Annotated in this window: 19 protein-coding genes and 3 pseudogenes; 13 read left to right on the top strand and 9 right to left on the bottom strand. The window is 54.5% G+C overall.

The genetic code is table 11. The features are described from left to right. Positions 1 to 41 precede the first annotated feature (41 nt). Both G5229_RS08350 and zntR read right to left on the bottom strand, forming a co-directional pair. Positions 42 to 281 (bottom strand): alternative ribosome-rescue factor A, encoded by a 240-nt coding sequence (locus G5229_RS08350; RefSeq protein ID WP_100654533.1) that lies wholly within the window; start codon positions 279 to 281, stop codon positions 42 to 44. 214 nt (positions 282 to 495) lie between these two features. After that, positions 496 to 951 (bottom strand): Zn(2+)-responsive transcriptional regulator, encoded by a 456-nt coding sequence (zntR, locus tag G5229_RS08345; RefSeq protein WP_043825867.1) that lies wholly within the window; start codon positions 949 to 951, stop codon positions 496 to 498. 415 nt (positions 952 to 1,366) lie between these two features. Between zntR and purH the strand changes: the two genes are divergently transcribed. The 12 genes from purH (at position 1,367) to G5229_RS08285 (ending at position 14,406) form a co-directional block, all read left to right on the top strand. After that, positions 1,367 to 2,959, top strand: a complete 1,593-nt coding sequence (purH, locus tag G5229_RS08340; protein ID WP_005340545.1) for a bifunctional phosphoribosylaminoimidazolecarboxamide formyltransferase/IMP cyclohydrolase — start codon at positions 1,367 to 1,369, stop codon at positions 2,957 to 2,959. A gap of 114 nt (positions 2,960 to 3,073) precedes the next feature. Further along, positions 3,074 to 4,360: a phosphoribosylamine--glycine ligase gene (purD, locus tag G5229_RS08335; RefSeq protein WP_421208948.1), complete on the top strand. Its 1,287-nt coding sequence runs from the start codon at positions 3,074 to 3,076 to the stop codon at positions 4,358 to 4,360. Positions 4,361 to 4,637: 277 nt separating this feature from the next. Further along, positions 4,638 to 5,012: a cytochrome b562 gene (locus tag G5229_RS08330; protein WP_005349056.1), complete on the top strand. Its 375-nt coding sequence runs from the start codon at positions 4,638 to 4,640 to the stop codon at positions 5,010 to 5,012. Then, positions 4,993 to 5,550 (top strand): cytochrome b/b6 domain-containing protein, encoded by a 558-nt coding sequence (locus G5229_RS08325; RefSeq protein ID WP_236325557.1) that lies wholly within the window; start codon positions 4,993 to 4,995, stop codon positions 5,548 to 5,550. The genes G5229_RS08330 and G5229_RS08325 overlap by 20 nt, the downstream gene beginning before the upstream one ends. Positions 5,551 to 5,949: 399 nt before the next feature. Continuing rightward, positions 5,950 to 7,236 (top strand): tyrosine-type recombinase/integrase, encoded by a 1,287-nt coding sequence (locus tag G5229_RS08320; RefSeq protein WP_100654530.1) that lies wholly within the window; start codon positions 5,950 to 5,952, stop codon positions 7,234 to 7,236. Positions 7,237 to 7,699: 463 nt separating this feature from the next. After that, complete coding sequence (locus G5229_RS08315) at positions 7,700 to 7,900, top strand: helix-turn-helix transcriptional regulator (RefSeq protein WP_100646754.1); 201 nt, start codon at positions 7,700 to 7,702, stop codon at positions 7,898 to 7,900. Between the two features lie 109 nt (positions 7,901 to 8,009). Beyond that, positions 8,010 to 8,171, top strand: coding sequence for a hypothetical protein (locus G5229_RS08310; RefSeq protein WP_158651145.1), 162 nt, complete (start codon positions 8,010 to 8,012; stop codon positions 8,169 to 8,171). Position 8,172: 1 nt separating this feature from the next. Further along, a complete protein-coding gene (locus tag G5229_RS08305) occupies positions 8,173 to 9,012 on the top strand; it encodes a replication protein (RefSeq protein ID WP_100654529.1) in 840 nt (279 codons plus the stop codon). Next, complete coding sequence (locus G5229_RS08300) at positions 9,002 to 10,411, top strand: replicative DNA helicase (protein WP_100654528.1); 1,410 nt, start codon at positions 9,002 to 9,004, stop codon at positions 10,409 to 10,411. The genes G5229_RS08305 and G5229_RS08300 overlap by 11 nt, the downstream gene beginning before the upstream one ends. Before the next feature lie 281 nt (positions 10,412 to 10,692). Then, on the top strand, positions 10,693 to 11,481 hold the full coding sequence (locus G5229_RS08295; protein WP_368216486.1) for a hypothetical protein: 789 nt from the start codon (positions 10,693 to 10,695) through the stop codon (positions 11,479 to 11,481). A gap of 373 nt (positions 11,482 to 11,854) precedes the next feature. Next, positions 11,855 to 14,008 (top strand): nuclease-related domain-containing protein, encoded by a 2,154-nt coding sequence (locus G5229_RS08290; protein ID WP_100654526.1) that lies wholly within the window; start codon positions 11,855 to 11,857, stop codon positions 14,006 to 14,008. Between the two features lie 101 nt (positions 14,009 to 14,109). Next, positions 14,110 to 14,406: a recombinase family protein gene (locus G5229_RS08285; RefSeq protein ID WP_235634705.1), complete on the top strand. Its 297-nt coding sequence runs from the start codon at positions 14,110 to 14,112 to the stop codon at positions 14,404 to 14,406. A gap of 42 nt (positions 14,407 to 14,448) precedes the next feature. Here G5229_RS08285 and G5229_RS08280 read toward each other — a convergent pair whose 3' ends face one another. Beyond that, complete coding sequence (locus tag G5229_RS08280) at positions 14,449 to 14,616, bottom strand: hypothetical protein (protein ID WP_168176960.1); 168 nt, start codon at positions 14,614 to 14,616, stop codon at positions 14,449 to 14,451. Positions 14,617 to 14,926: 310 nt separating this feature from the next. After that, positions 14,927 to 15,148 (bottom strand): annotated as a pseudogene (locus tag G5229_RS08275) (hypothetical protein); the annotation flags it as partial. Between the two features lie 147 nt (positions 15,149 to 15,295). Between G5229_RS08275 and G5229_RS08270 the strand changes: the two are divergent. After that, positions 15,296 to 16,102, top strand: a pseudogene (locus G5229_RS08270) (IS5 family transposase); the annotation flags it as partial. Positions 16,103 to 16,108: 6 nt separating this feature from the next. On the opposite strand, the pseudogene G5229_RS08265 reads toward G5229_RS08270, so the two are convergent. From G5229_RS08265 to G5229_RS08245, 5 genes and pseudogenes are all read right to left on the bottom strand, one after another. Continuing rightward, positions 16,109 to 16,237: pseudogene (locus G5229_RS08265) on the bottom strand (transposase); the annotation flags it as partial. Positions 16,238 to 16,315: 78 nt separating this feature from the next. After that, positions 16,316 to 17,011: a family 16 glycosylhydrolase gene (locus tag G5229_RS08260; RefSeq protein ID WP_100654525.1), complete on the bottom strand. Its 696-nt coding sequence runs from the start codon at positions 17,009 to 17,011 to the stop codon at positions 16,316 to 16,318. Between the two features lie 239 nt (positions 17,012 to 17,250). Beyond that, the gene (locus G5229_RS08255; protein ID WP_010673336.1) at positions 17,251 to 17,562 is read right to left on the bottom strand and encodes a PTS lactose/cellobiose transporter subunit IIA; all 312 of its coding nucleotides are present in this window, start codon (positions 17,560 to 17,562) and stop codon (positions 17,251 to 17,253) included. A 10-nt stretch (positions 17,563 to 17,572) separates the two neighbouring features. Next, positions 17,573 to 18,952 (bottom strand): glycoside hydrolase family 1 protein, encoded by a 1,380-nt coding sequence (locus G5229_RS08250; RefSeq protein WP_100654524.1) that lies wholly within the window; start codon positions 18,950 to 18,952, stop codon positions 17,573 to 17,575. 57 nt (positions 18,953 to 19,009) lie between these two features. Continuing rightward, positions 19,010 to 20,362 carry a PTS sugar transporter subunit IIC gene (locus G5229_RS08245; protein WP_064341852.1) on the bottom strand — a complete coding sequence of 451 codons (1,353 nt, stop codon included), beginning with the start codon at positions 20,360 to 20,362 and terminating at the stop codon, positions 19,010 to 19,012. Between the last annotated feature and the right edge of the window lie 7 nt (positions 20,363 to 20,369).

Here is a 20,369-nt window from a genome sequence, read left to right as displayed (position 1 = left end):
GCCAATGGCGCCCTGATTGTTTATGCGCGGTAGAAACCCGCTCAGCAGCAGACGCGGATCATCTGCTGTTGGCCGGGCTCCCACCGCTTGCCAAATTTGGCCTTGCGCTGGTAACTCCCCTTACCCTTCTTGTTGCGCTCGACCCGGCTGCGAAACAGGGGATCGGAGAGCAGGGCGTGCAGATGGTTATCCTTTATCTCGCCGCGCTGATGGGCATAGTGGCCCCCTTGCGCATTTTCCTCACGGGGGAGGGCGGGTTGGTCGACCCGAATTTTGGCCATGATGGCTCCTCTTCTTTTCTCTTGGTGTGTTGATTTTTGTGTCTGGATGGCGGTTTTCACTGCGGGCGCCTGTTCAGGCTAGCGCCCGGCAACCGGATACACTGGCACCGGTTAAAAACGCGGCGATTTTGTCACCAAATCGCCGCCGGAGCAATGCGTTTGGCGCGCCGAGTCAGTCACACTGAGCTAGGCACGCTCAGTCAGGCATACCATGTCAGCCGTGAACCGGGTCATGCTGGTCGTGGTTGTGATGCTCGTGATGGGCCGGGGCGCCAGATTCCAGCGTCTCGAGGATGGCGCAGTGCTCCGCCGATCGCGGCCCGCCGCAGCAGATATTGGAGAGCTCTCGCAGGTTGTCGCGAAAGCGGGTCAGTTCGATGATCTTCTGCTCCACCTGGGCCAGCTTGGTGTCGGCCACCGCTTTCACCTCCTGACAGGTGACTTTGGCCTTGTTGGTATCGAGGTCGAGCAGCTCGCCGATATCGGCCAGCGAGAATCCGACCGACTTGGCGCGAATGATGAACTCCAGCCGCCGCTTGTCCTGTTCGCTGTAGAGGCGGTAGCCGGATTCGTTGCGGATCCCCGGTGAGATAAGCCCGTTCTTCTCGTAAAAACGCAGGGTATCTGCCTTGACCCCGCACGCCTTGGCCAGTTCACCGATCCGATACATGCTCTCTCTCCCCTTGAATGTATGCCGCCACAAAAACCGGAATCCACTATCACCCCTTTGCCCATGGATTGCCAGCCAAGGGCATAAAAGGGGCAGATAAACATCTCCTGGCGACCCTTTTTTCCATAAAACACTGAAAGTGCAAACGTTTCGAGAAAATCAAGTGGAAAACGTTTAACGTCACGCCAAATAAGGCTTTGCCGTTTCAAAAAATCCACCACAGGTCACATTTTTTGTGTAGAATACGCGCCCATAACAGAGCGCCGCACCAAGCGGGCATTTCCTAAAACGCTTTTGCCGGATGTCGGGGCGAGAGTGGTTTGCGAAATCCCCCACTTCCATTTATTTGGGGACTCTCTGTGTTGAGCCTCGCCTCCCATGGAACGGTCCCCGTTATGTTGAGGACGATAGTGTGATGGAACAAGCTCGACCCATTCGCCGTGCACTGCTGAGTGTGTCTGACAAAACTGGCATTCTGGAATTTGCCAAGGCACTCAACGAGCGTGGTGTTGCCCTGCTCTCCACGGGCGGTACCGCCAAGCTGCTTGGCGAGGCGGGTCTGCCGGTGACCGAGGTCTCCGACTACACGGGTTTCCCTGAAATGATGGATGGCCGAGTCAAGACCCTGCATCCCAAGGTTCATGGCGGCATCCTCGGCCGTCGGGATCAGGATGACGCCATCATGGCCCAGCACGCTATCTCCCCCATCGACATGGTTGTCGTCAACCTCTATCCCTTTGCTGCTACCGTTGCCAAAGCGGGCTGCACCCTGGCCGATGCAGTCGAGAACATCGACATCGGCGGCCCGACCATGGTGCGCTCTGCCGCCAAAAACCATAAAGATGTCGCTATCGTCGTCAAAGCTGCCGACTATGATCGGGTTATTCGCGAGATGGATGCCAACGGCAACAGCCTGAAACTGGCGACCCGTTTCGATCTGGCCATCGCTGCCTTCGAGCACACCGCTGCCTACGATGGCATGATCGCCAACTATTTCGGCACCATGGTTCCTTCTTACGGTGACAACAAGGAGGGTGACGAGGAGTCCCGCTTCCCGCGCACCTTCAACAGCCAGTTCATCAAGAAGCAGGACATGCGTTACGGCGAAAACAGCCATCAGGCAGCCGCCTTCTACGCCGAAGAGCATGCCGCGCCGGGTTCTGTCTCCAGCGCTACCCAGCTGCAGGGCAAGGCGCTCTCCTACAACAACATCGCCGATACCGATGCGGCGTTGGAGTGTGTGAAGGAGTTCGACGAGCCGGCCTGCGTCATCGTCAAGCATGCCAACCCCTGCGGCGTGGCCATCGGTAGCGACCTGCTGAGTGCCTACGATCGCGCTTACCAGACCGACCCCACCTCCGCCTTTGGCGGCATCATCGCCTTCAACCGCGAGCTGGATGGCGCCACTGCGGCAGCCATCGTGGCCCGCCAGTTTGTCGAAGTGATCATCGCCCCCACCGTCAGCCAGGAGGCCCGCGATGCGGTCGCTGCCAAGCAGAACGTGCGTCTGCTCGAATGCGGTCAGTGGACGGCACCGGCGCAAGGCTTTGACCTCAAGCGCGTCAACGGCGGCCTGCTGGTACAGGAGCGGGATCTCGGCATGGTGACGCTGGGTGATCTGACCGTGGTCAGCAAGCGCCAGCCGACCGAGGCAGAGCTGCAAGATCTGCTGTTCTGCTGGAAAGTGGCCAAGTTCGTCAAATCCAACGCCATCGTCTACGCCAAAGATGGCCAGACCATCGGCGTCGGCGCAGGCCAGATGAGCCGTGTTTATTCGGCCAAAATCGCCGGTATCAAGGCGGCGGATGAAGGGCTGACCGTGGCGGGCTCCGTGATGGCCTCCGATGCCTTCTTCCCGTTCCGCGACGGTATCGATGCTGCCGCGCAGGCCGGTATCTCCTGCGTGATCCAGCCGGGTGGCTCGATGCGCGATCAGGAGGTGATCGATGCCGCCGACGAACACGGCATGTGCATGGTGTTCACCAACATGCGCCATTTCCGTCATTGATGGGTCAGGGGCTGCCGATGGCGGCCCTTTTGTTGTCTCTTTTCAACTGACTATTTCCACTGACTGACGGCCCGGGTGGCCGTCCAGTGACCACAAATAGAAGCGAGCGATACGATGAAAGTACTGATCATTGGCAACGGTGGCCGTGAACACGCTCTGGCCTGGAAGGCCAAACACTCCCCGCTGGTGCGTCACGTTTTTGTGGCGCCGGGCAATGCAGGCACCCAGCTTGAGCCGGGTGTCGAGAACGTCGCCATCGAGGCGACCGATATCGAAGGGCTGCTGGCCTTTGCCAAAGAGAAGCAGGTCGGCCTCACCATCGTCGGGCCGGAAGCGCCGCTGGTGAAAGGGGTGGTGGATGCCTTCCGCGCCGCCGGTCAGCCGATCTTTGGCCCGACGGCTGCCGCAGCCCAGCTGGAAGGCTCCAAGGCTTTCACCAAGGATTTCCTGGCCCGTCACGCCATCCCGACTGCCGAGTACCAGAACTTCACCGAAGTGGAGCCTGCACTCGCTTATCTGCGCGAGAAGGGGGCTCCCATCGTCATCAAGGCCGATGGTCTGGCGGCGGGCAAGGGGGTGATTGTCGCCATGACCTTGCAGGAGGCGGAAGACGCGGTGCGCGACATGCTCTCCGGCAATGCCTTTGGCGAAGCGGGCTCCCGGGTGGTGATTGAGGAGTTTCTGGAGGGTGAAGAGGCGAGTTTCATCGTCATGGTCGATGGCGAGCACGTGCTGCCGATGGCCACCAGTCAGGATCACAAGCGAGTTGGCGACGGTGATACCGGCCTCAACACCGGCGGTATGGGGGCTTACTCCCCGGCGCCTGTGGTGACCGCCGAGGTACATCGACGCGTGATGGAGCAGGTGATCATGCCGACCGTGCGCGGCATGGCTGCCGAAGGCAACGTCTACACCGGTTTCCTCTACGCCGGTCTGATGATCGACGGTGCAGGCAATCCCAAGGTAATCGAGTTCAACTGCCGGTTCGGCGATCCCGAGACCCAGCCCATCATGCTGCGGATGCAGTCCGATCTGGTGGAGCTCTGCCTGGCCGCTTGCGCAGGCAATCTGGATCAGAAAGAGGCCATCTATGATCCCCGCGCCGCTATCGGCGTGGTGTTGGCGGCGGGTGGCTATCCCGGTGATTACAGCACCAATCACCCCATCAGCGGCTTGCCGGTGGATGAAGTGGCGGGCGAGAAGGTGTTCCATGCCGGTACCCGCCTGGAGGGCGATACCAGCCTGACCGCTGGCGGCCGCGTGTTGTGCGCCACCGCCCTCGGCCACACAGTGGCAGAAGCCCAGCAGCGTGCCTATCAGCTCGCTGGCCGCATCAAGTGGGATGGCGTCTTCTACCGCAAGGATATCGGCTGGCGCGCCATTGCTCGCGAACAGGAGTAACTGACGCACGCAAATGGCCAGCTGATTCAGACCCCGCTACGGCGGGGTTTTTTGTCCCTGTTTACCGCTTTCAACCATCCCCATGGTGCGTGTCACCTGCGTTCAATCAGTTACCAAGCGCAAACAAGCGCGGCATATCTGTCACTATTTGCCACAAAAAACAGCATTTTTCACAAACGTTTCACCATGAGTCATGGCATCATGCTGGTGATGAATTCTTGTTTGGATTCATAAGTACCCCTAACAATTCGAGCATGTCGTTATATAAGGAAATCCCATGTTGAAAACCGTCCGCCCCCTGCTGCTGCCCCTGATGTTTGGCCTGATGACCCTGCCTGCCGTGGCGGGTGATCTGGAACAGCCGATGAAGAAGATTGGCTTCAACTACAAGCAGGCCGTCAAGGCTGATGATGCAGCCACCATGGAGAAGCACATCAACGAGATGAAGGCCCAGCTTGATGTGGCCAAGCAGAAGAACATGCCGGCCGCCAAGAAAGAGAAATTCCTTGAAGGGATGAACGAGGTACAGACCGAGCTGGACGCCAGCCTGGCCGCACTCAAGGCGGGTGATGAGGCCAAGGCGCGCGAACATCTGGCCAAGGTCAACGACCTGAAGAAGGAGTACCACAAATATGCCAAGCAAAAAGGGTGAGCCCTTTCGCTGGGATCCGCTGGTTCGCCTGACCCACTGGGGCTTGGCGGCAGTCTGCATCGGCAACCTCTGGGTTAACGAAGCGGGGGAGGAGTGGCATGAGTGGCTGGGTTACGGCGCCATTGGGCTGATCTCCTTGCGTCTGCTCTGGGGGCTCACTTTCGCCCGTGGCTACGCTCGCCTTGGTGCCCTCATCCCCAGCGGTGAGGATTTTCGCCAGCAAGCGCGCGAGATGCGTGAGCGGCAGCCTCCGGCTCCGGGTCATCACGGTAGCGGCAAGCTTGCCGTGTGGGCGCTCTGGCTGGTTGTGCTGGCCACTGCTGGCAGCGGCTGGTTTCAAAATACCGAGACGGGATTTGAACTGGGGGCTGACGAGTGGCATGAGTGGTGCGTGGTGGCGCTGCAGGGACTGATTGGTCTGCATCTGCTGGCCATCGTCTTCACCTCCTGGCGCCAGCGCAGCAATCTGGTTACCCGGATGCTGCCTGCCATCGGGCGTCGCTCATCCATCCAGAGCGGCAGCAACGAGCAAACCTGAGGCTCAGCATTAGGCTCCTTGTCTCTGAGTGAGGCGCCTGATCCGGACCCTGCCCAGACCCGCCCATGGCGGGTCTTTTCTATGACCTCATCGAGCTTATCACTGGACATTGCCCGATCCGCAGATGCAAAAAGGCCGCTCATGATGAGCGGCCTTTTCTAATTTGGTGGCCCCTGGGGGACTTGAACCCACGACCAATCGATTATGAGTCGTAGAATTTACATTCTCACAATGTCTCATTGCGTTTCAGAAAGCATACAAAAATCATAGTAAACACATACATATAGCAAACTTGCTTGTCTCATAAGATCTCGTAAAATATCAGATAGCTTCATCTTAAAAGCACCCATTAAAGCACCATGATTTGAGCATGGGTGCTTTTAGCGAGACCTGTCGACTATGCCATTAACGCCCAATGATATCGCTGCACTACCAGCGAAAACCAATGCCTATTACAGGATGGATGATACCCGTACTCGTGGGGCTGGTGGGCTCGGGGTCAAAGTTCTTCCAAGTGGTGGCAAGATGTTTGTCTTCCGCTACATGCGCAAAGGAAAGCGGGCCTTCATCCAACTTGGCAGTTTTCCCACGCTGTGCCTTGCCGATGCCCGCAACAAAGCCCGGGCCTTGAGCCAGACAATCCGAGATGGTTTAGACCCCAAAGATGAGCAAGAACGACAATCAAAAGAGCGTGAGCAGGCCAAGCGAGAGCATGAGCAACAAGGCACCATAGGGCAGTTATTCCAAAGCTATACCCAACAGATGAAGAAAGACGGTAAACGTACCCATGCGGCTGTGATGTTGGCGTTGGAAAAAGAGACATACCCGCATCTGAGCAAGACGACCAAAGCAAAGGATGTGACCGCTCATGATATCAAGATCATTTTGGCCCACATGATACGCCGGGGAGCAAGCACCCAATCAAACCGGGTACGTAGTTACCTGATGGCAGCCTTCAATTACGGCCTCAAGCACGACAACGATCCTGCCAACTTCATAGATGATGCTAAGTTTGGCCTTGTGATGAACCCAGTGGACGCGATACCCAAACAGAAAGCTGCGGAGCGCGTCGGAGAACGATTCCTATCATGGAGCGAAACCCGTCAACTACTCGATGATATGGAGCAGCCAACGAGCCTTGGCCCGACCCTACGCAACCTGATCCGGTTGTGTTTCTTCACCGGAGGTCAGAGGCCCAATGAACTGGCTGAATCCCGTTGGGCCAATATTGATTGGCAAGCCAAAACTCTGACCATTACCGCCGACATTTCAAAAAATAAGCGTATCCACATTGTTCCACTCACTGATAGCGCCTTGTTTGTCCTTCGGTTCCAACAAGAGCTAGCTGGTGATAGCCCTTTTATCTTTCCTCATGCCCTGCAGTCGGATAAGCCTATGCCGATGGCATCACTGAGCCAAGCTATCGACCGTTACAGAAAACGAACCCAGATGGAGCATTTTATCCCCCGTGACTTCCGGCGTACCTGTAAAACCCTGATGGGTGAGCTTGGTATTGCCAAAGATCTGCGCGACCGCCTCCAGAATCACGCCCGGAATGACGTATCCAGCAAACACTATGATCGTTATGAATATCTTCCAGAAAAGCGTCATGCCTTGGAATTATGGGAACGACGCTTGCTGCAGACTGAAATGGATCCTGGTGTCTCTGCAAACCTTGGGGAGTAAATGATGGGTAGCTTCGCGGCGAATGTTCGTATACGTCGCAGTTTGGAAAGCTGTCGTTGACCAATCTGGTGTTTAGGGTCAGGCGGCATTTCTGTCTGGCTCATCCTACTCTTGAGCCCCATCCTCGAACGTCACATTGCTCTCTGTCTAGCCCGTAACGCAAACCCCATAGAATGCCTGTACGTCCCATCCACTGAATCCCCTCACCTGTAGGACTCGCGCAGGTTGGTTAGATCTCGCAGAGTACTCTTTAGAGACTCATCACTCAAGCACTGCTCTATCTGGTTGATAATGTCGTTAATTAATTGCTTGTCGAGATAAATCACTAAATTGTTGAGTTGACATAGACGCCCCCAAAGGGGGGCGATCAGGCTCAATTAAGCTTTCACCCCTGTAGGGCTGGCCTCATAGGTTGACATTCCTTCAGACTGCTCTCGAATGCAAAAAACCAAGGAGCAATCTTATGAATCAACCTAATACGATGCTGATTTCCGAAGCAAGCTTGCGTAAAAAACTGGAAATCTCGCGGGCTACCATCTACCGCTGGCGTAAAAATAATCCGAATTTCCCCAAGGCTGTCCATATCGGACCGCGGGCTATTCGTTACGACCTTGCCGCTGTTGAGGCATTCATTGCCAAATTGAGCGAAGGGGAGATTACGTAATGGCCTCCCCATTCAAGAAATTCATTTTGCTGCTCTACATGCCCTTCACCATGGAGAAGAACTACCTACTCTCTGCTGATGGTTTCCTTGCTGTGATTGGAGGTGAGACATGGGTGATGTAGTAAGGCCGGATACCAAGGACGTCACACCTCAGGAGTCTTGGGTTTTGTACTCGAGGGAAAAGGCATTGTTGCTTGAACGTGAGAAAGAGCTGACTCACAAAGAAATCGAGCTGCGTGTACGTGCACTGGTTGATAAACACGGTGTGTAATATGGCTGATATTTATATGTTTCCGGACAAGCACGCGCCAGTTCAGCCACCGGCTGTCCGTGTGGCTCAACTGGCTGACGGTTTTACCAGGATTGCCAATGAGCTCTATGACGCCATCATTTTGGCTGATTTCACCAAGAATGAGCAGAAGGTGATACATGCCATTACCCGCTGCACCTTCGGGTTTAACAAGAAGGTGGATCGCATTTCTGACGGCCAGATTGCCCGGCGCACAGGGATGTCGCGCCAGGCGGTCAGTCTTGCCAAAAACACGTTGTTACGTATGAAGGTTTTGGTGCGTGAGGTGGGCAAAATCGGTCCCAACAATTGCCTGAGTGAGTGGGAAGTTACTGAGTGTCATAGGAAGTCTGACATTGTCAGAGAAACCATGACAAATGGTGTCACGGAAACCATGACAGTCTTGTCAGAGAAACCCGGACACACAAAAGACACTACTAAAAAGACAAAAAAGAAAAATACTGATGGAGCATCAGCTGGTGCTGACGCCCCCACAGTCGAACAACAACAGGTCAAGCAGAGCAAACACACACCCTTTCAAGCCATCGTGGATATCTACCACGAGGTACTGCCTGAGATGGCTGCAATACGGGAGCTTACCGACGCACGCAAGACCAAAATTCGTAACTTCTGGCACAAGTTCAAGTTTACCGAAGAACGCTGGCGTAAGTACCTGGAATATATCGCCGAGAACTGCCGCTGGATGTGTGAGAGTCGACCACGGCAGGATGGCAGGTCGAGCTGGAAACGGAAGAATCTGGATTTTCTGATCACCGAGCGCTGCATATTGGGCGTAATGGAGGGGCGGTTCGATGACGAGTAGCATTCTGGGATTGGTCCCTCCGCACAACTTTGAAGCTGAACAATCGACGCTGGGTGGGCTGATGATCCGCGCCGAAGCTTTCCACGAGCTCTCTCTGTCTGAGCGGGATTTTTACAGCCGGCCGCACCAGATCATTTTTGACGCCATCTCACAGTTGGTGGCTACGCGCCAACCTGTTGACCTCAATACGGTCAGCCACCGTTTGGATGAGAGTGGGCTGATTGAGGAGGCTGGCGGTTTGGCCTACTTGATAGAAGTCATCAAAAACACGCCGAGTGCGGCCAACATCACTACCTATGGTGCCATCGTGCGCCAAAATGCAGATCGTCGCTTTGCTGTGGCTAGGCTGCAGGATTGTATTGGGGCGATGATGGATCCTGGATTCAGCTCGACCGAAGAGCGGTTCGCCACCATGGATGGCCTGCTGGGGGAAATCGACAGCAAGCGCTCTGATGGTGTGTCGGCCCTAGCGTCGCCAGCCTCAGACATAGTCCGCCAGTGGTGTGACGAGATGGAGCGCCGCTCTAACCTCAACCCTAACGAGATGATCGGTTACGCGACAGGGATCGACAGTCTCGACAAGTTGCTCTACCCGTCCGGGATCAACAAGACCGCGCTGGTGTGCATTGGGGCACGCCCCAAAATGGGTAAATCGACGGTGATGGCCAGCTTGTGCAACCACACTGCTTTGGTGAAAAAGCTGCCGGTTGTTGGTTTCAGTCTGGAAATGACCAGTGTTGAGCTGTTCGAGGTGATGATCGCGCAGGCTGTCGGAATAAATCGGCAGGAGCTGAGTCATGCGAAAGACCAGCAATCGATCGACAAGGCCTATTCTGTAGCGGCCGAGTTGGGCTACTCCAAGCTTCACCTTGCCGATCAGTCGGGTATGAGCCTGTCCCAGATTGTTAGGGAGTGTCGTCGTCTGCGCCGTAAGTTGGGTCAACTGGGATTGATTGCGGTGGACTATCTGACCTTGATGAAGGCGGATAAGGCTGAACGCAATGACTTGGCGTATGGGGCGATCACCAAGGGACTCAAGGAACTGGCCAAGGAGATGGGTTGCCCGGTAGTGCTGCTGACTCAGCTCAATCGTGGTCTTGAATCTCGGGACAACAAGCGGCCCATGCCGAGCGACAGCCGTGACACTGGCCAGATCGAGCAAGACTGCGACATTTGGATTGGCTTGTACCGGGACGAGGTGTATGACGAGAACTCTCCTCGCCAAGGGCTCTTAGAACTGAGTGTGCGTCTGAACCGGAGCGGTAATACGGGGACTGCATACTGTCGATTCCAGGAAGGGGTGATTTCAAACATCAGTGCTGAGGAGGTAGATCGGGTGGTTCAGGTAGCGGTGGCGTCGGCCAAGGGTAAGGTACACAAAGGGGGATGGAGTGATTAAGTAATTGAAATTAAATATTAACTATAAATAACTTGGGAAGGTGATGTAGTTTTTACTGATGGACATCATATGCCTAAGTGGAGCGCAGGGGGCATTTACACACCGATTTCCTGCTGCTGGCTGCAATGCCTTGCCCTGAGGAGCCTCGCGCCGGATGCGTAATCTACTACTCCATCTAAGGAAGGTAGACTGATTTATTACCGCACATCCGGGCAACGATTATCATCCTCCCCCCTGTAGGGCTGGATATCAACCTGCGCCTTCGTAAATACTGGTCGCCTATGACCTATTCCTCTATGCATACAACGGATTCCCCAGACTGGCACAGTATCGAACTCGCGTACTGTGCTGGCCGCCAAAGTGTACGCCAAATAGCGATAGAGCACGGCATTTCACATACCGCCATTAACAAGCGGGCCAAGACGCACAAATGGTCAAGAGTTATAACACCCGTTAACGCTACCTCATCTTCAGGTATGCCTACGGCCCCTATCAGGGGCTCTGAACACGTGGATTCTACAACTCAAGTTATGATCCCAGTTTTTACTCCTCAGGTTTCCACTGTGGAAACCAATACGTCGAATCCCAAGACGGTAACAAGAGGTCGTCGGAGTACATTCACAAACGAGTTGGGTGAGGCTATATGCAGCGCCATTGCTGATGGAGTGAGTCTACGCGCAGTGCTTGCGCGTCCAGGCATGCCGTCCAAATCTATGGTGATGCGCTGGTTGGCTGATGAACGCTACATAGAATTTAGGGACCAGTACGCGTGCGCGCGCGAGGAGCTGGCCGACAAACTGGCCGACGAGATCCTCCAGATTGCCGATGACAGCAGTAATGACACCTTTCTCGACGCCAACGGGAACGTAAAAGTTAACCATGATGTGATTGCTCGTGCCCGCCTGCAGATCGATGCTCGTAAATGGCTGGCCTCGAAGTTGGCTCCCAAGAAGTACGGCGATGGGGGGGCGCGAGAAAATTCGGGCCTTAGCCACGGGAGCATGCAGGTGAAATCGACAGTAACGTTTGTGCATCCACCCAACTGGGACGAAGATAGCGAGGTTGATTAGGATGACTGATTTTGCGAGATCGAATGAAAGCCCCAAAGCCATCGTGGCAATCTCGTTCGGGACGAAGGGGTCGGAGGTTCGAATCCTCTCACACCGACCACATTTAACAAGGGCTTAGCTTCGGCTAGGCCCTTGTGCTTTTCCGGTCCCCCAGTTCTGTGGGGCATTTGTGGGGCATTTTGATTTGCCGCCCTGCTTACCACATCTGTAATTACCAGTTCTTGGCTCCTCATCAGTTGTTTCCCCCTTCTTGGAAACGTGTTAACTATTTCCTTCCATACCGATTGTCCGACTTGTTGCGGGCCTCAAATGAGCTGCTGATTTCAATCTCTTTGAATATCAAGGTTCGACGGCAGGAAAAGGATGACCAGATATGCAAGGCCAGGAACGGCAATGCCAGGAGTTTTACCAGACTCGTTTTGCTGGATATGCACAGCAGCTTGCCCCATTCGCCGCACTTGATGAGTGCCTTCACGACTTTCTGGATCAGCGTCCGAGCGGCAAATACACAACTCGCAATCGTGCTGCCGGACTGGCTGCCGCATCCTTTTGGTGGGAGCCAGTCAATCTTGAAAGTGCTCAACTGGCAAGCTTGGCACTGGGACGTATTTTGCATTTTGAGGATGCTATTAGCACTGCGCTGCTGGATCATCTGTCCGCTCGTCATCCAGATGTATTGCGTTGGGCGATTCGTTACTCGAAGCTGTTTACACGCAGCGATTCACCGCTCTGGCGGCATCTTCGGGACAATCTCGTCAGCAAGGATTGGTGCGAATTTTTCGGCGTCTGTGATCGCTTGCTTGAGCAACTCGAACCATTCGATAAAGCCATCGCACTGGCTGAGTCCCACCTGAAGTCGCTTACGCTATTAGAGCTGCTTTCCTATTTGAGCGTGACAGCTTATGGGCAACTTGGTGCCGCTAAGGATAGAGACAGCAGTGCGGAAGATTGGGATGTCTATGATCGGATTATCGCGCGCAAACTGTTGAATTGTTCCGAGCGTGATTTTCAACTGACAGAGGAGGTTCTCGGCCGCTCTCTCAAGCGTCATTTGTCGCCACTCCTTTTTCCACCGTCAGGTGTGGGGCGAGAGTGTGTTGCCAACCTCGAATCGGTTGCCCTGCTTATTGCCGCTATGCGCGAGCGAATCGACTACGAGAATTCCATCAATTGGTTCTGTTTTGACAGCGATTGCGGTTACCTGCTCAAGCCGGGACAACCGGTCATCTTCAATAAAACTGATTTGGGCTCACAGCGCTGGCAGCGTACTGAGAGAAAAAGCAGGTTGCTTTGGCACTACTGGATGTACCGCGCGATTGAGCAATTCGCAGCGTCCGATATGGCTGGCGCAATCATAGGGAGGCCGGAAAACCACGAAGCGAATCAGCTTGCTTACATAAAAGCCATTCGCAGTCAGCTCTACCTGCAGACCATTTTCGGATTGGGTGAACGGGTCAGACTGAACGATGGAGCTGAGGTAGCCCTGCACCACGCGATATTAGCCAGTGAGCTGACAACCGTGTTCTTCGAGCAGGCATTTCTCCAGCCTTTTCTGCGCTATATGGATGACTCTGGTGTAGCAGTGAAGGCTCTGGGTCAATTGGCTTTTGAAGGACTTGTGCATGGTGAGAACCGCTTTCCCATCACCTGGTCGGAACCGAAAGATAAGATCCGTCGTATTTGTGGTTGGACCGTCAGCCCTGAGTATCCCAAGGGCGACCCCGAGGCGGCCGAAGCCATCCTGAAGTTCTGGACCAGTGATCTGCAGGCTCTATCCGCGCAGATAAGGCAAGCGCCAAGCATACCGTCACCACGACTGTACGAGCGGCCGTTCTACAAGATTGGCCGCTACAGTTTTCAGTTCCCCTGGGTTGCCGGTCAACAGAACAATCTGACCGCTGCGGTGAATAACTTGCGTCGTGTTGAACACCGCAGGCCAGCTCTGCGCAGCGAAACGGAGCGTATTGAACATACCCTTGCCGAAGCGCTAAGGCAGAGGGGATTCCACGTCGTGGTGGGTTACCAACCGCCACTGAGTGATGAGCGCGATGCTGGCGAAGTGGACCTGATCTGTCACTTGGATGGGGTTGCGTTGCTGCTGGAGGTCAAGTCTGGCTTCATTCGTTCAACTCGCCATGAAGTCTGGCTGCATCGAACCAATACCCTGCGCAAGGCGGCGAGGCAGTTAAAGCGCAAGCAACCGGTTGTGCTTCAAGCACTGCAAAATGACCAAGGGTTGCGTTCAGCTCTATTGCTGAGTGATGTTAATCCTCTGCCAGCCCTGCATGCCTGGGTTGTGGATACGTCGATTGAATTTGATGGTGAGGTTGTCGATGGGTTCCACGTCGTCTCCCGCGAGATCATGGAGATCGCTTTGCGCGATGAACCGCATTATCTGCGGGAGTTTGAAGAGATGGATGAGGCTGAGGCTGGGAATGAGGTAGAGACTCTGTATGCCGAGGGATTCAGTGCGCAAGCTCTTGTTAGGTTGATCGAGTCCGATGGGGTCTGGAGTGACTTGCTTTAGATATCAAGATCACTCAAATATGCTTGCCATTCATTGGCGACGTCACCATATGTTGATCGGAACTAGTATGGGTTCCAGCGCTCATTCATAAAGCCGCAACCATGTTCGCGGCGATATACTTCTCTGCGCTGCTCCTCTTCTGGGTCTTGGCGGTCGTACTCACTGTCGAGACTATCGTGGCGTTGATTGGGTATCTCAGAGTAAGCACGGACGAACAGAGTATTGGAGCTCAGCGTCACAGTATTGGGCAGACTCACAAGGTTGAGACTTGGTTCGCTGACGAAGGCGTATCGGGAGCAGTGAAGGCACTACAGGCAATATCCATTGCACATCATCTTGGTAAACATGCTCTTTCCCTCTCACATATCAAGCTCATGCCCGCCGCTAACAACGCCTGAGTGCCAGTGACGGTCGCTCAGACGATGTATGCTAGCTTGTAACTATCCCTTCTCATCCATGTACTTGTCGGTTGCGGTGCCAGCACCCACCGCCACCGCAACAGCTACCCCGGCTGAGGAGATGGCACCCACAGGGCCCAGCACAGGCAGAGAGACAATCACTACCGCGGTGGCAACCGTTGCTTCTACAAAATCACGAAACCAGGACATAGGCTTGCTCCTTTTCCGATGCGGTATTGCCTAATTCGGCAGCACCGTTATCCTTAATTGATACATTGCGGAACGTGATGTCCATCACATTTCATATCCGCCAGAAAAATTTTAGCGCCTGTTTGAAAAAAGTGGGAACAGTGAAAAAATAAAGATTTTTACACGGTGTTATAATTGTGTGCTATATGAGGGTTCAAAGAAAGAATGCCTTATGCCAAGAATTGACACTTTAATTTTTAAATTTCAATGAGTTGGATTATTTTCACTGAATCGCCCCGGCTTCTTTAGACACTGTCGTGACGTGAGATTGTTACAGATCATCATTGAGTCTGGCGAGCTCCACTTCGTTGGTAGTGATCGCCAAGTTTGCTAGTTTGTCCGCTATCTCATTACCTTCAATTCCTGCACGGCCAAAATCGCGCTCAATTGAAACCTTGTTTTTTATGCGTGCGAATGCTGAATATACTTCTTCGACCAACAATCTATTAGCCACTTGCTTACCACTTTTCAGTTTCCATCCTCTTTTCTTCCATCCCGGCGTGTAGTGGTCTAATCATCCCGGACACCATTTTAGGTGTTACAGTCGCCACCGGCGTTGTTGCCCAAATCGATGCAGCTTGAATGGAACTAACTGAGGACTCGGTGACCTGATCACCACCATCCTCTTCAAGTCTGCATCATGGGTACGTCGCTTCTCCCCATCACCAACTGGCCTCAATACAACAAATCATTGGTTAACCGTGGTTCACTCACCTTCTGGGTTGATGCCGAGGCCATGAACAACTGGTTTCACCACGGCCATCATGGGGGCCGGGGCCACAGCCAGCTTTACACTGACCAGATCATCTGTACCTTCCTTTTCCTTATGCTCAAGGGGATTTTCAACCTCACTCTGCGGGCCACCCAAGGACTACTCGACTCCCTGTTCGAGTTGATGAACGTACCGCTTTGTGCCCCCGATTACAGTTGTGTCAGCAAGCGAGCACGCACAGTGACGGTCGCTTATCGACAGCCCCCAAAGGGGCGCATTACCGACTTGGTTATCGACTCAACCGGGCTGAAGGTGTTTGGTGAAGGCGAGTGGAAGGTCAGAAAACACGGCGCTGAGAAGCGGCGGGTCTGGCGCAAGTTACACCTGGCGGTAGACCCGGTGACCCACGATATCGTGGCGGCGGAAGTCTCGCTGGAAAATGTCCATGATGCCGAGGTGCTGCCGACCTTGCTCAACCCACTGCGGCGCAAGCTGGGACGTGTTTATGCGGATGGCGCCTATGATAGCAAAGCCAGCCATCAGCTTATCGCGCGCAAAGGGGCGACAGCCTGTATCCCGCCTCGCAAGAACGCGGGGTTATGGGAAAAGGGACATCCGAGAAATGAGGCGGTGCTGGAGATGCGCAAGGAAGGGCTGGCGCACTGGAAGAAGATGTCGGGATATAATCGGCGCTCGCTGGCAGAGGCGGCGATGTATCGGTTCAAGCAGTTGCTGAACTCAGCGGCGAAGTACGGTTTCACCGACATCCAGTGAACGGCTTGCTTCGGGGACTGAATATCCCTGGTCGAGCACCAGGGATGCGGCTTCGAGTTTGAATTCGGCAGTAAATGAGCGACGTAATCTTGTCATTGAACACCTCAGGTCATGGTGGCGACTGTACCACCTAAAATGGTGTCCGGGATGATTAGGCCACTACGTAGCCTACTATCATTCCCATGGAGTAACGTTGACGTACTTGTATTTGGCGTAGACAGGTTGGCTGTTGTAGGTACTTGGTGGGAAGCTGGGATTGGCGCTGATCCAGTTGTTCACAAAAACCTGCATCCAACTGGTGACGGGGCGGCTCTCTCGGCGCACGCTCACCCATTTGTTCTGGGTGCGGCTGAACACCTGCCAAGTGACACCCGCTGCATCGATATTAAAGGCGTAGCGCTCCATATTCCAGATTGACATGCCGTACTTGCCTAAATCGATGTCTTGAGGATACTGACGCCCCTGGATCCAGACGTTGGTATGGAGCAGGTTGGTGCCCCCCATCAGCTCGATGTCGACTTCATAGTGAGAGCTGGTGCCTGCATCTCCGGTATAGGTAAAGAAGGAGCTGATGGTGCCGGGCACCGATCCTGCCTGCATCTGCACCTCATAACGACCCTTGCGGGTGTAGTTGTAGGTTCGCAGCTCAGCGCAGCTCTTGTTTCCTTTGTCGGATTTCGCATGGAGGATGGCCATGCCGGACTCCATCCAGACGTTGGCGGCGCGCCAGGTGCAGTCGAATTCTGACCCTCCATTACGCCAACCATCAGAGACCTGCCAATCCTGATTGCTCCACCACCATGCCGATGCCTGAGTGGAATATAATCCTCCCGCCATCAGCAATACTGACATCAGTCCAAGTTTACGCATATTATCCAAATTCCTGTGTGTTTATTAATGAGTGTTTTATTGATGACTACAAGCAGCATAAGAATAGCCATTAACATATATTGAAACTTATACTGGTATCGCGTCATGACAGTTTCATATTTTTGAAATTGCCTGAAAAGGTATGAAATACATGACGACTGGTTGGTATAAGCAGAATAAAAAAAGCCACCGTATATAACGGTGGCAAAAGCACGGACTCCCGATCCGATGAGTTAAAATCAGCTGGCTTGGCGGCGATAGATCTCGACCAGTTCGGTGGCCAGTTCGCGGCACAGAATGGAGGTCATCAGGTGATCCTGAGCATGTACCATGACCAGTGTCATCTTGGTCTTGCCTTCGCCCTCATCGGCTTCAATCAGTTTGGTTTGTACGGCATGGGCAGCCTTCCCTGCGTCGGTGGCTTGGAGCAGCAAGGCATCCGCTTCGCTGAACTGGCCAGCACGAGCCTGACGCAGGGCTTCGAAACAGAGACTGCGAGACTGACCGGCATTGACGATGATGCCCATGACTGCTTCTTCAAGATCCATCATTTATGACTCCTTAAAATCCATTATTACGAGAGACGTTGGCGAACCATTCACCACTTTTCTTGACGGTGCGCTGCTGGCTTTCCAAATCAAGGCTGATGAATCCATAGCGGTTCTTGTAGGCATTCATCCAGGACCAGTTGTCAATAAAGGTCCACAGGTGATAACCACGGCAATTACTTCCTTCAGCAATGGCGGTATGAATCCACTGGAGGTGGCCACGAATGAAGTCGATACGATAGTCGTCTTTTACCTGACCATCTTCACCAATGAATCTGTGTTCCCCTTCGACACCCATGCCATTTTCGGAGATATAGCTTGGAATATTTCCATAGTTGTCGCGCAGGTTGATCAATATGTCATAAATACCGCGCTCATATATTTCCCAGCCACGATAAGGGTTCATTTTGCGGCCTGGCATCTCGTAATTCTCGAAGAACCAGTCAGGCAGGAAAGGGGAGTCCGGGTTGATGGCCGTCATGCGTGCCTTCACTCGCCGCGGCTGGTAATAGTTGATGCCGAGCAGATCGATCTTGCCGGCGGCCAGCAGTTCGCAGTCGCCGCTTTGCACCACGGGCATCTGATCGTGTTCGCGCAGGATATCGATCAGCTCCTGGGGATAAACTCCCTTCACCGCAGGATCGAGGAAGGCGCGGTTGAAGAACAGGTCAGCAATGAACGAGGCCTTCAAGTCCGCCGGGTTTGAAGAGCGCGGATATGAGGGGGTCAGGTTCAGGACAATGCCGATCTGGCCGGGCAGGGATAGTGTTCGATAACGCTTCACCGCCAGGCTGTGGGCCAGCATCATGTGATAAGCCACCTGGGCTGCCCGTCTGAAGTCCATCTGGTTCGGGTAATGGAAGTCATACAGATAACCACCTTCCACCACCACCACTGGTTCATTGAAGGTCATCCAGCAGGCGACGCGATCACCGAACAGTTTGAAGCAGAGCTCTGCGTACTCGGCATAAGCCGCCACGGTTTCGCGGCTCTCCCAGCCCCCCTGCTCCTGCCAGTACATCGGCATGTCGAAGTGGAACAGGCCGATGAAGGGTTTGATCCCCTTGGCCAGCAGCTCATCGATAACCTTGTTGTAGAAGTCGACGGCCTCCTGGTTGACGGTGTGGCCATCCGGCAGCAACCGGGCCCAGGAGATGGATGTGCGGAAGCTGTTGTGGCCAATCTGTTCCATCAATGCGATGTCTTCACGATAACGATCGTAGAAGGTGGAGGTGTTGGCTGGGCCTACCTGACCGTGGAAACGATGTGGCTCCGTCTCGAACCAGTGATCCCAGATGGTCGGTGCCTTGCCGCCCACGTTGGCAGCCCCTTCCGATTGTGCGGCCGACGAGGCGCTACCCCACCAGAAGCCTTCGGGGAATGTATATTGCATTGCAGTTTCCTCTTGATGACCGGCGTGCAGGCGGCGTGGCGCCCGCACGCCGGGTGCTTACGCCTGACTCTGAATCGGTGTGATTGTGTCTGCTTTTTCTGATCTGGCGGCTTCTTCCGCTTCAGCCGTCTCGGCTTCCTGCTTGAGCAGGGTGCGTTCGTAAGCCCGCACGAAGGGGTAATACATCAGGGCGGAGATCCCCATGCAGATGAAGCACATGATGACCGGACTGAAGGCCCAGTTGGTCGCCCAGGAGGCGCCGATGGGGGCCGGAGTGGTCCATGCGGTCAGCATCACGACCTTCTCAACCAGACCCAGATCCACGGCAAACCAGGCCAGGATGGCGTTGATCACCGGCACCAGGATGAAGGGCAGGAAGAAGACCGGGTTCATGATGATGGGGGCACCAAACAGGATCGGTTCGTTGATGTTGAAGAACCCGGGGACCACGCCCATTCGTCCTATGGTGCGCAGGTGTACGGCACGGCTGCGCATTAGCAGGAATGCCAGTGGCAAGGTGGATCCCACGCCGCCGATGAACAGGAAGTGATCCCAGAAACCGGGCAGGAAGGTGTGAGGAATGGCCTGACCTGCGGCTAGTGCGGCCTGGTTGCTGGCTAGGTTTGCCATCCAGAAGGGGTTCATGATGCCGGTGACGATCATGGTGCCGTGGATGCCAGCAAACCATAGGATCTGGCACAACAGCACCGCCAGCAAGACGGCAGGCAGGCTGTCGGAAGCCGCCACTAGCGGTTTGAGCATGGCCATGATCGCCTCGGGCAGGATCATGCCTGTGGTTTCCTGCAGCAGCATGTTGAAGGGGTGTAAGGTCAGGATGATCGCTAGGACCGGGATCAGCACCTCGAAGGAGCGCGCTACCCCCATCGGGACCTGCTCGGGCAGACGGATGGTGATGTTGTTGCGCTTGAGCCAGGCGTAGACCTCGGTCGAATAGATGGCACAAATGAGAGCTGTAAAGATGCCCTGACCGGAGAAATACTGGGTGGAGATGGTGCCGTCTTTATATTGTGCCGCCACCAGCATGAACGACATCAGGGAGAGCAAGCCCGTGGTGATGGGGTCCAGGGAGTATTGCTTGGCCAGGCTTGATGCGACTCCCACCGAGATGAAGACCGTCATCAGTCCCATGCTCATGTTGAAGGGCAACATGAGTTCGGCACGATAGGTGGTGGAAAAATCGAGCCAAGCTCTGGCAAAGCCCCAGGTGGTTTCGCTGGAGATGGGGGGGAAGATGAAGACCAGCATAAAGCTGCCAACGATCATGAACGGCAGCGCGGCAATGAAGCCGTCACGGATGGCCAGAACATAGCGTTGCTGGCCCAGTTTTCCTGCCAATGGGCCGATCCGTTGTTCGATCAACTTGACCAGCATCCCATAGAGTGAACTCATTGTGTGT

The organism is Aeromonas sp. 602396, from assembly GCF_049173735.1.
GTDB classification, from domain to species: Bacteria; Pseudomonadota; Gammaproteobacteria; order Enterobacterales; family Aeromonadaceae; genus Aeromonas; species Aeromonas veronii_A.
This window is presented reverse-complemented; position numbering and strand designations above follow the sequence as displayed.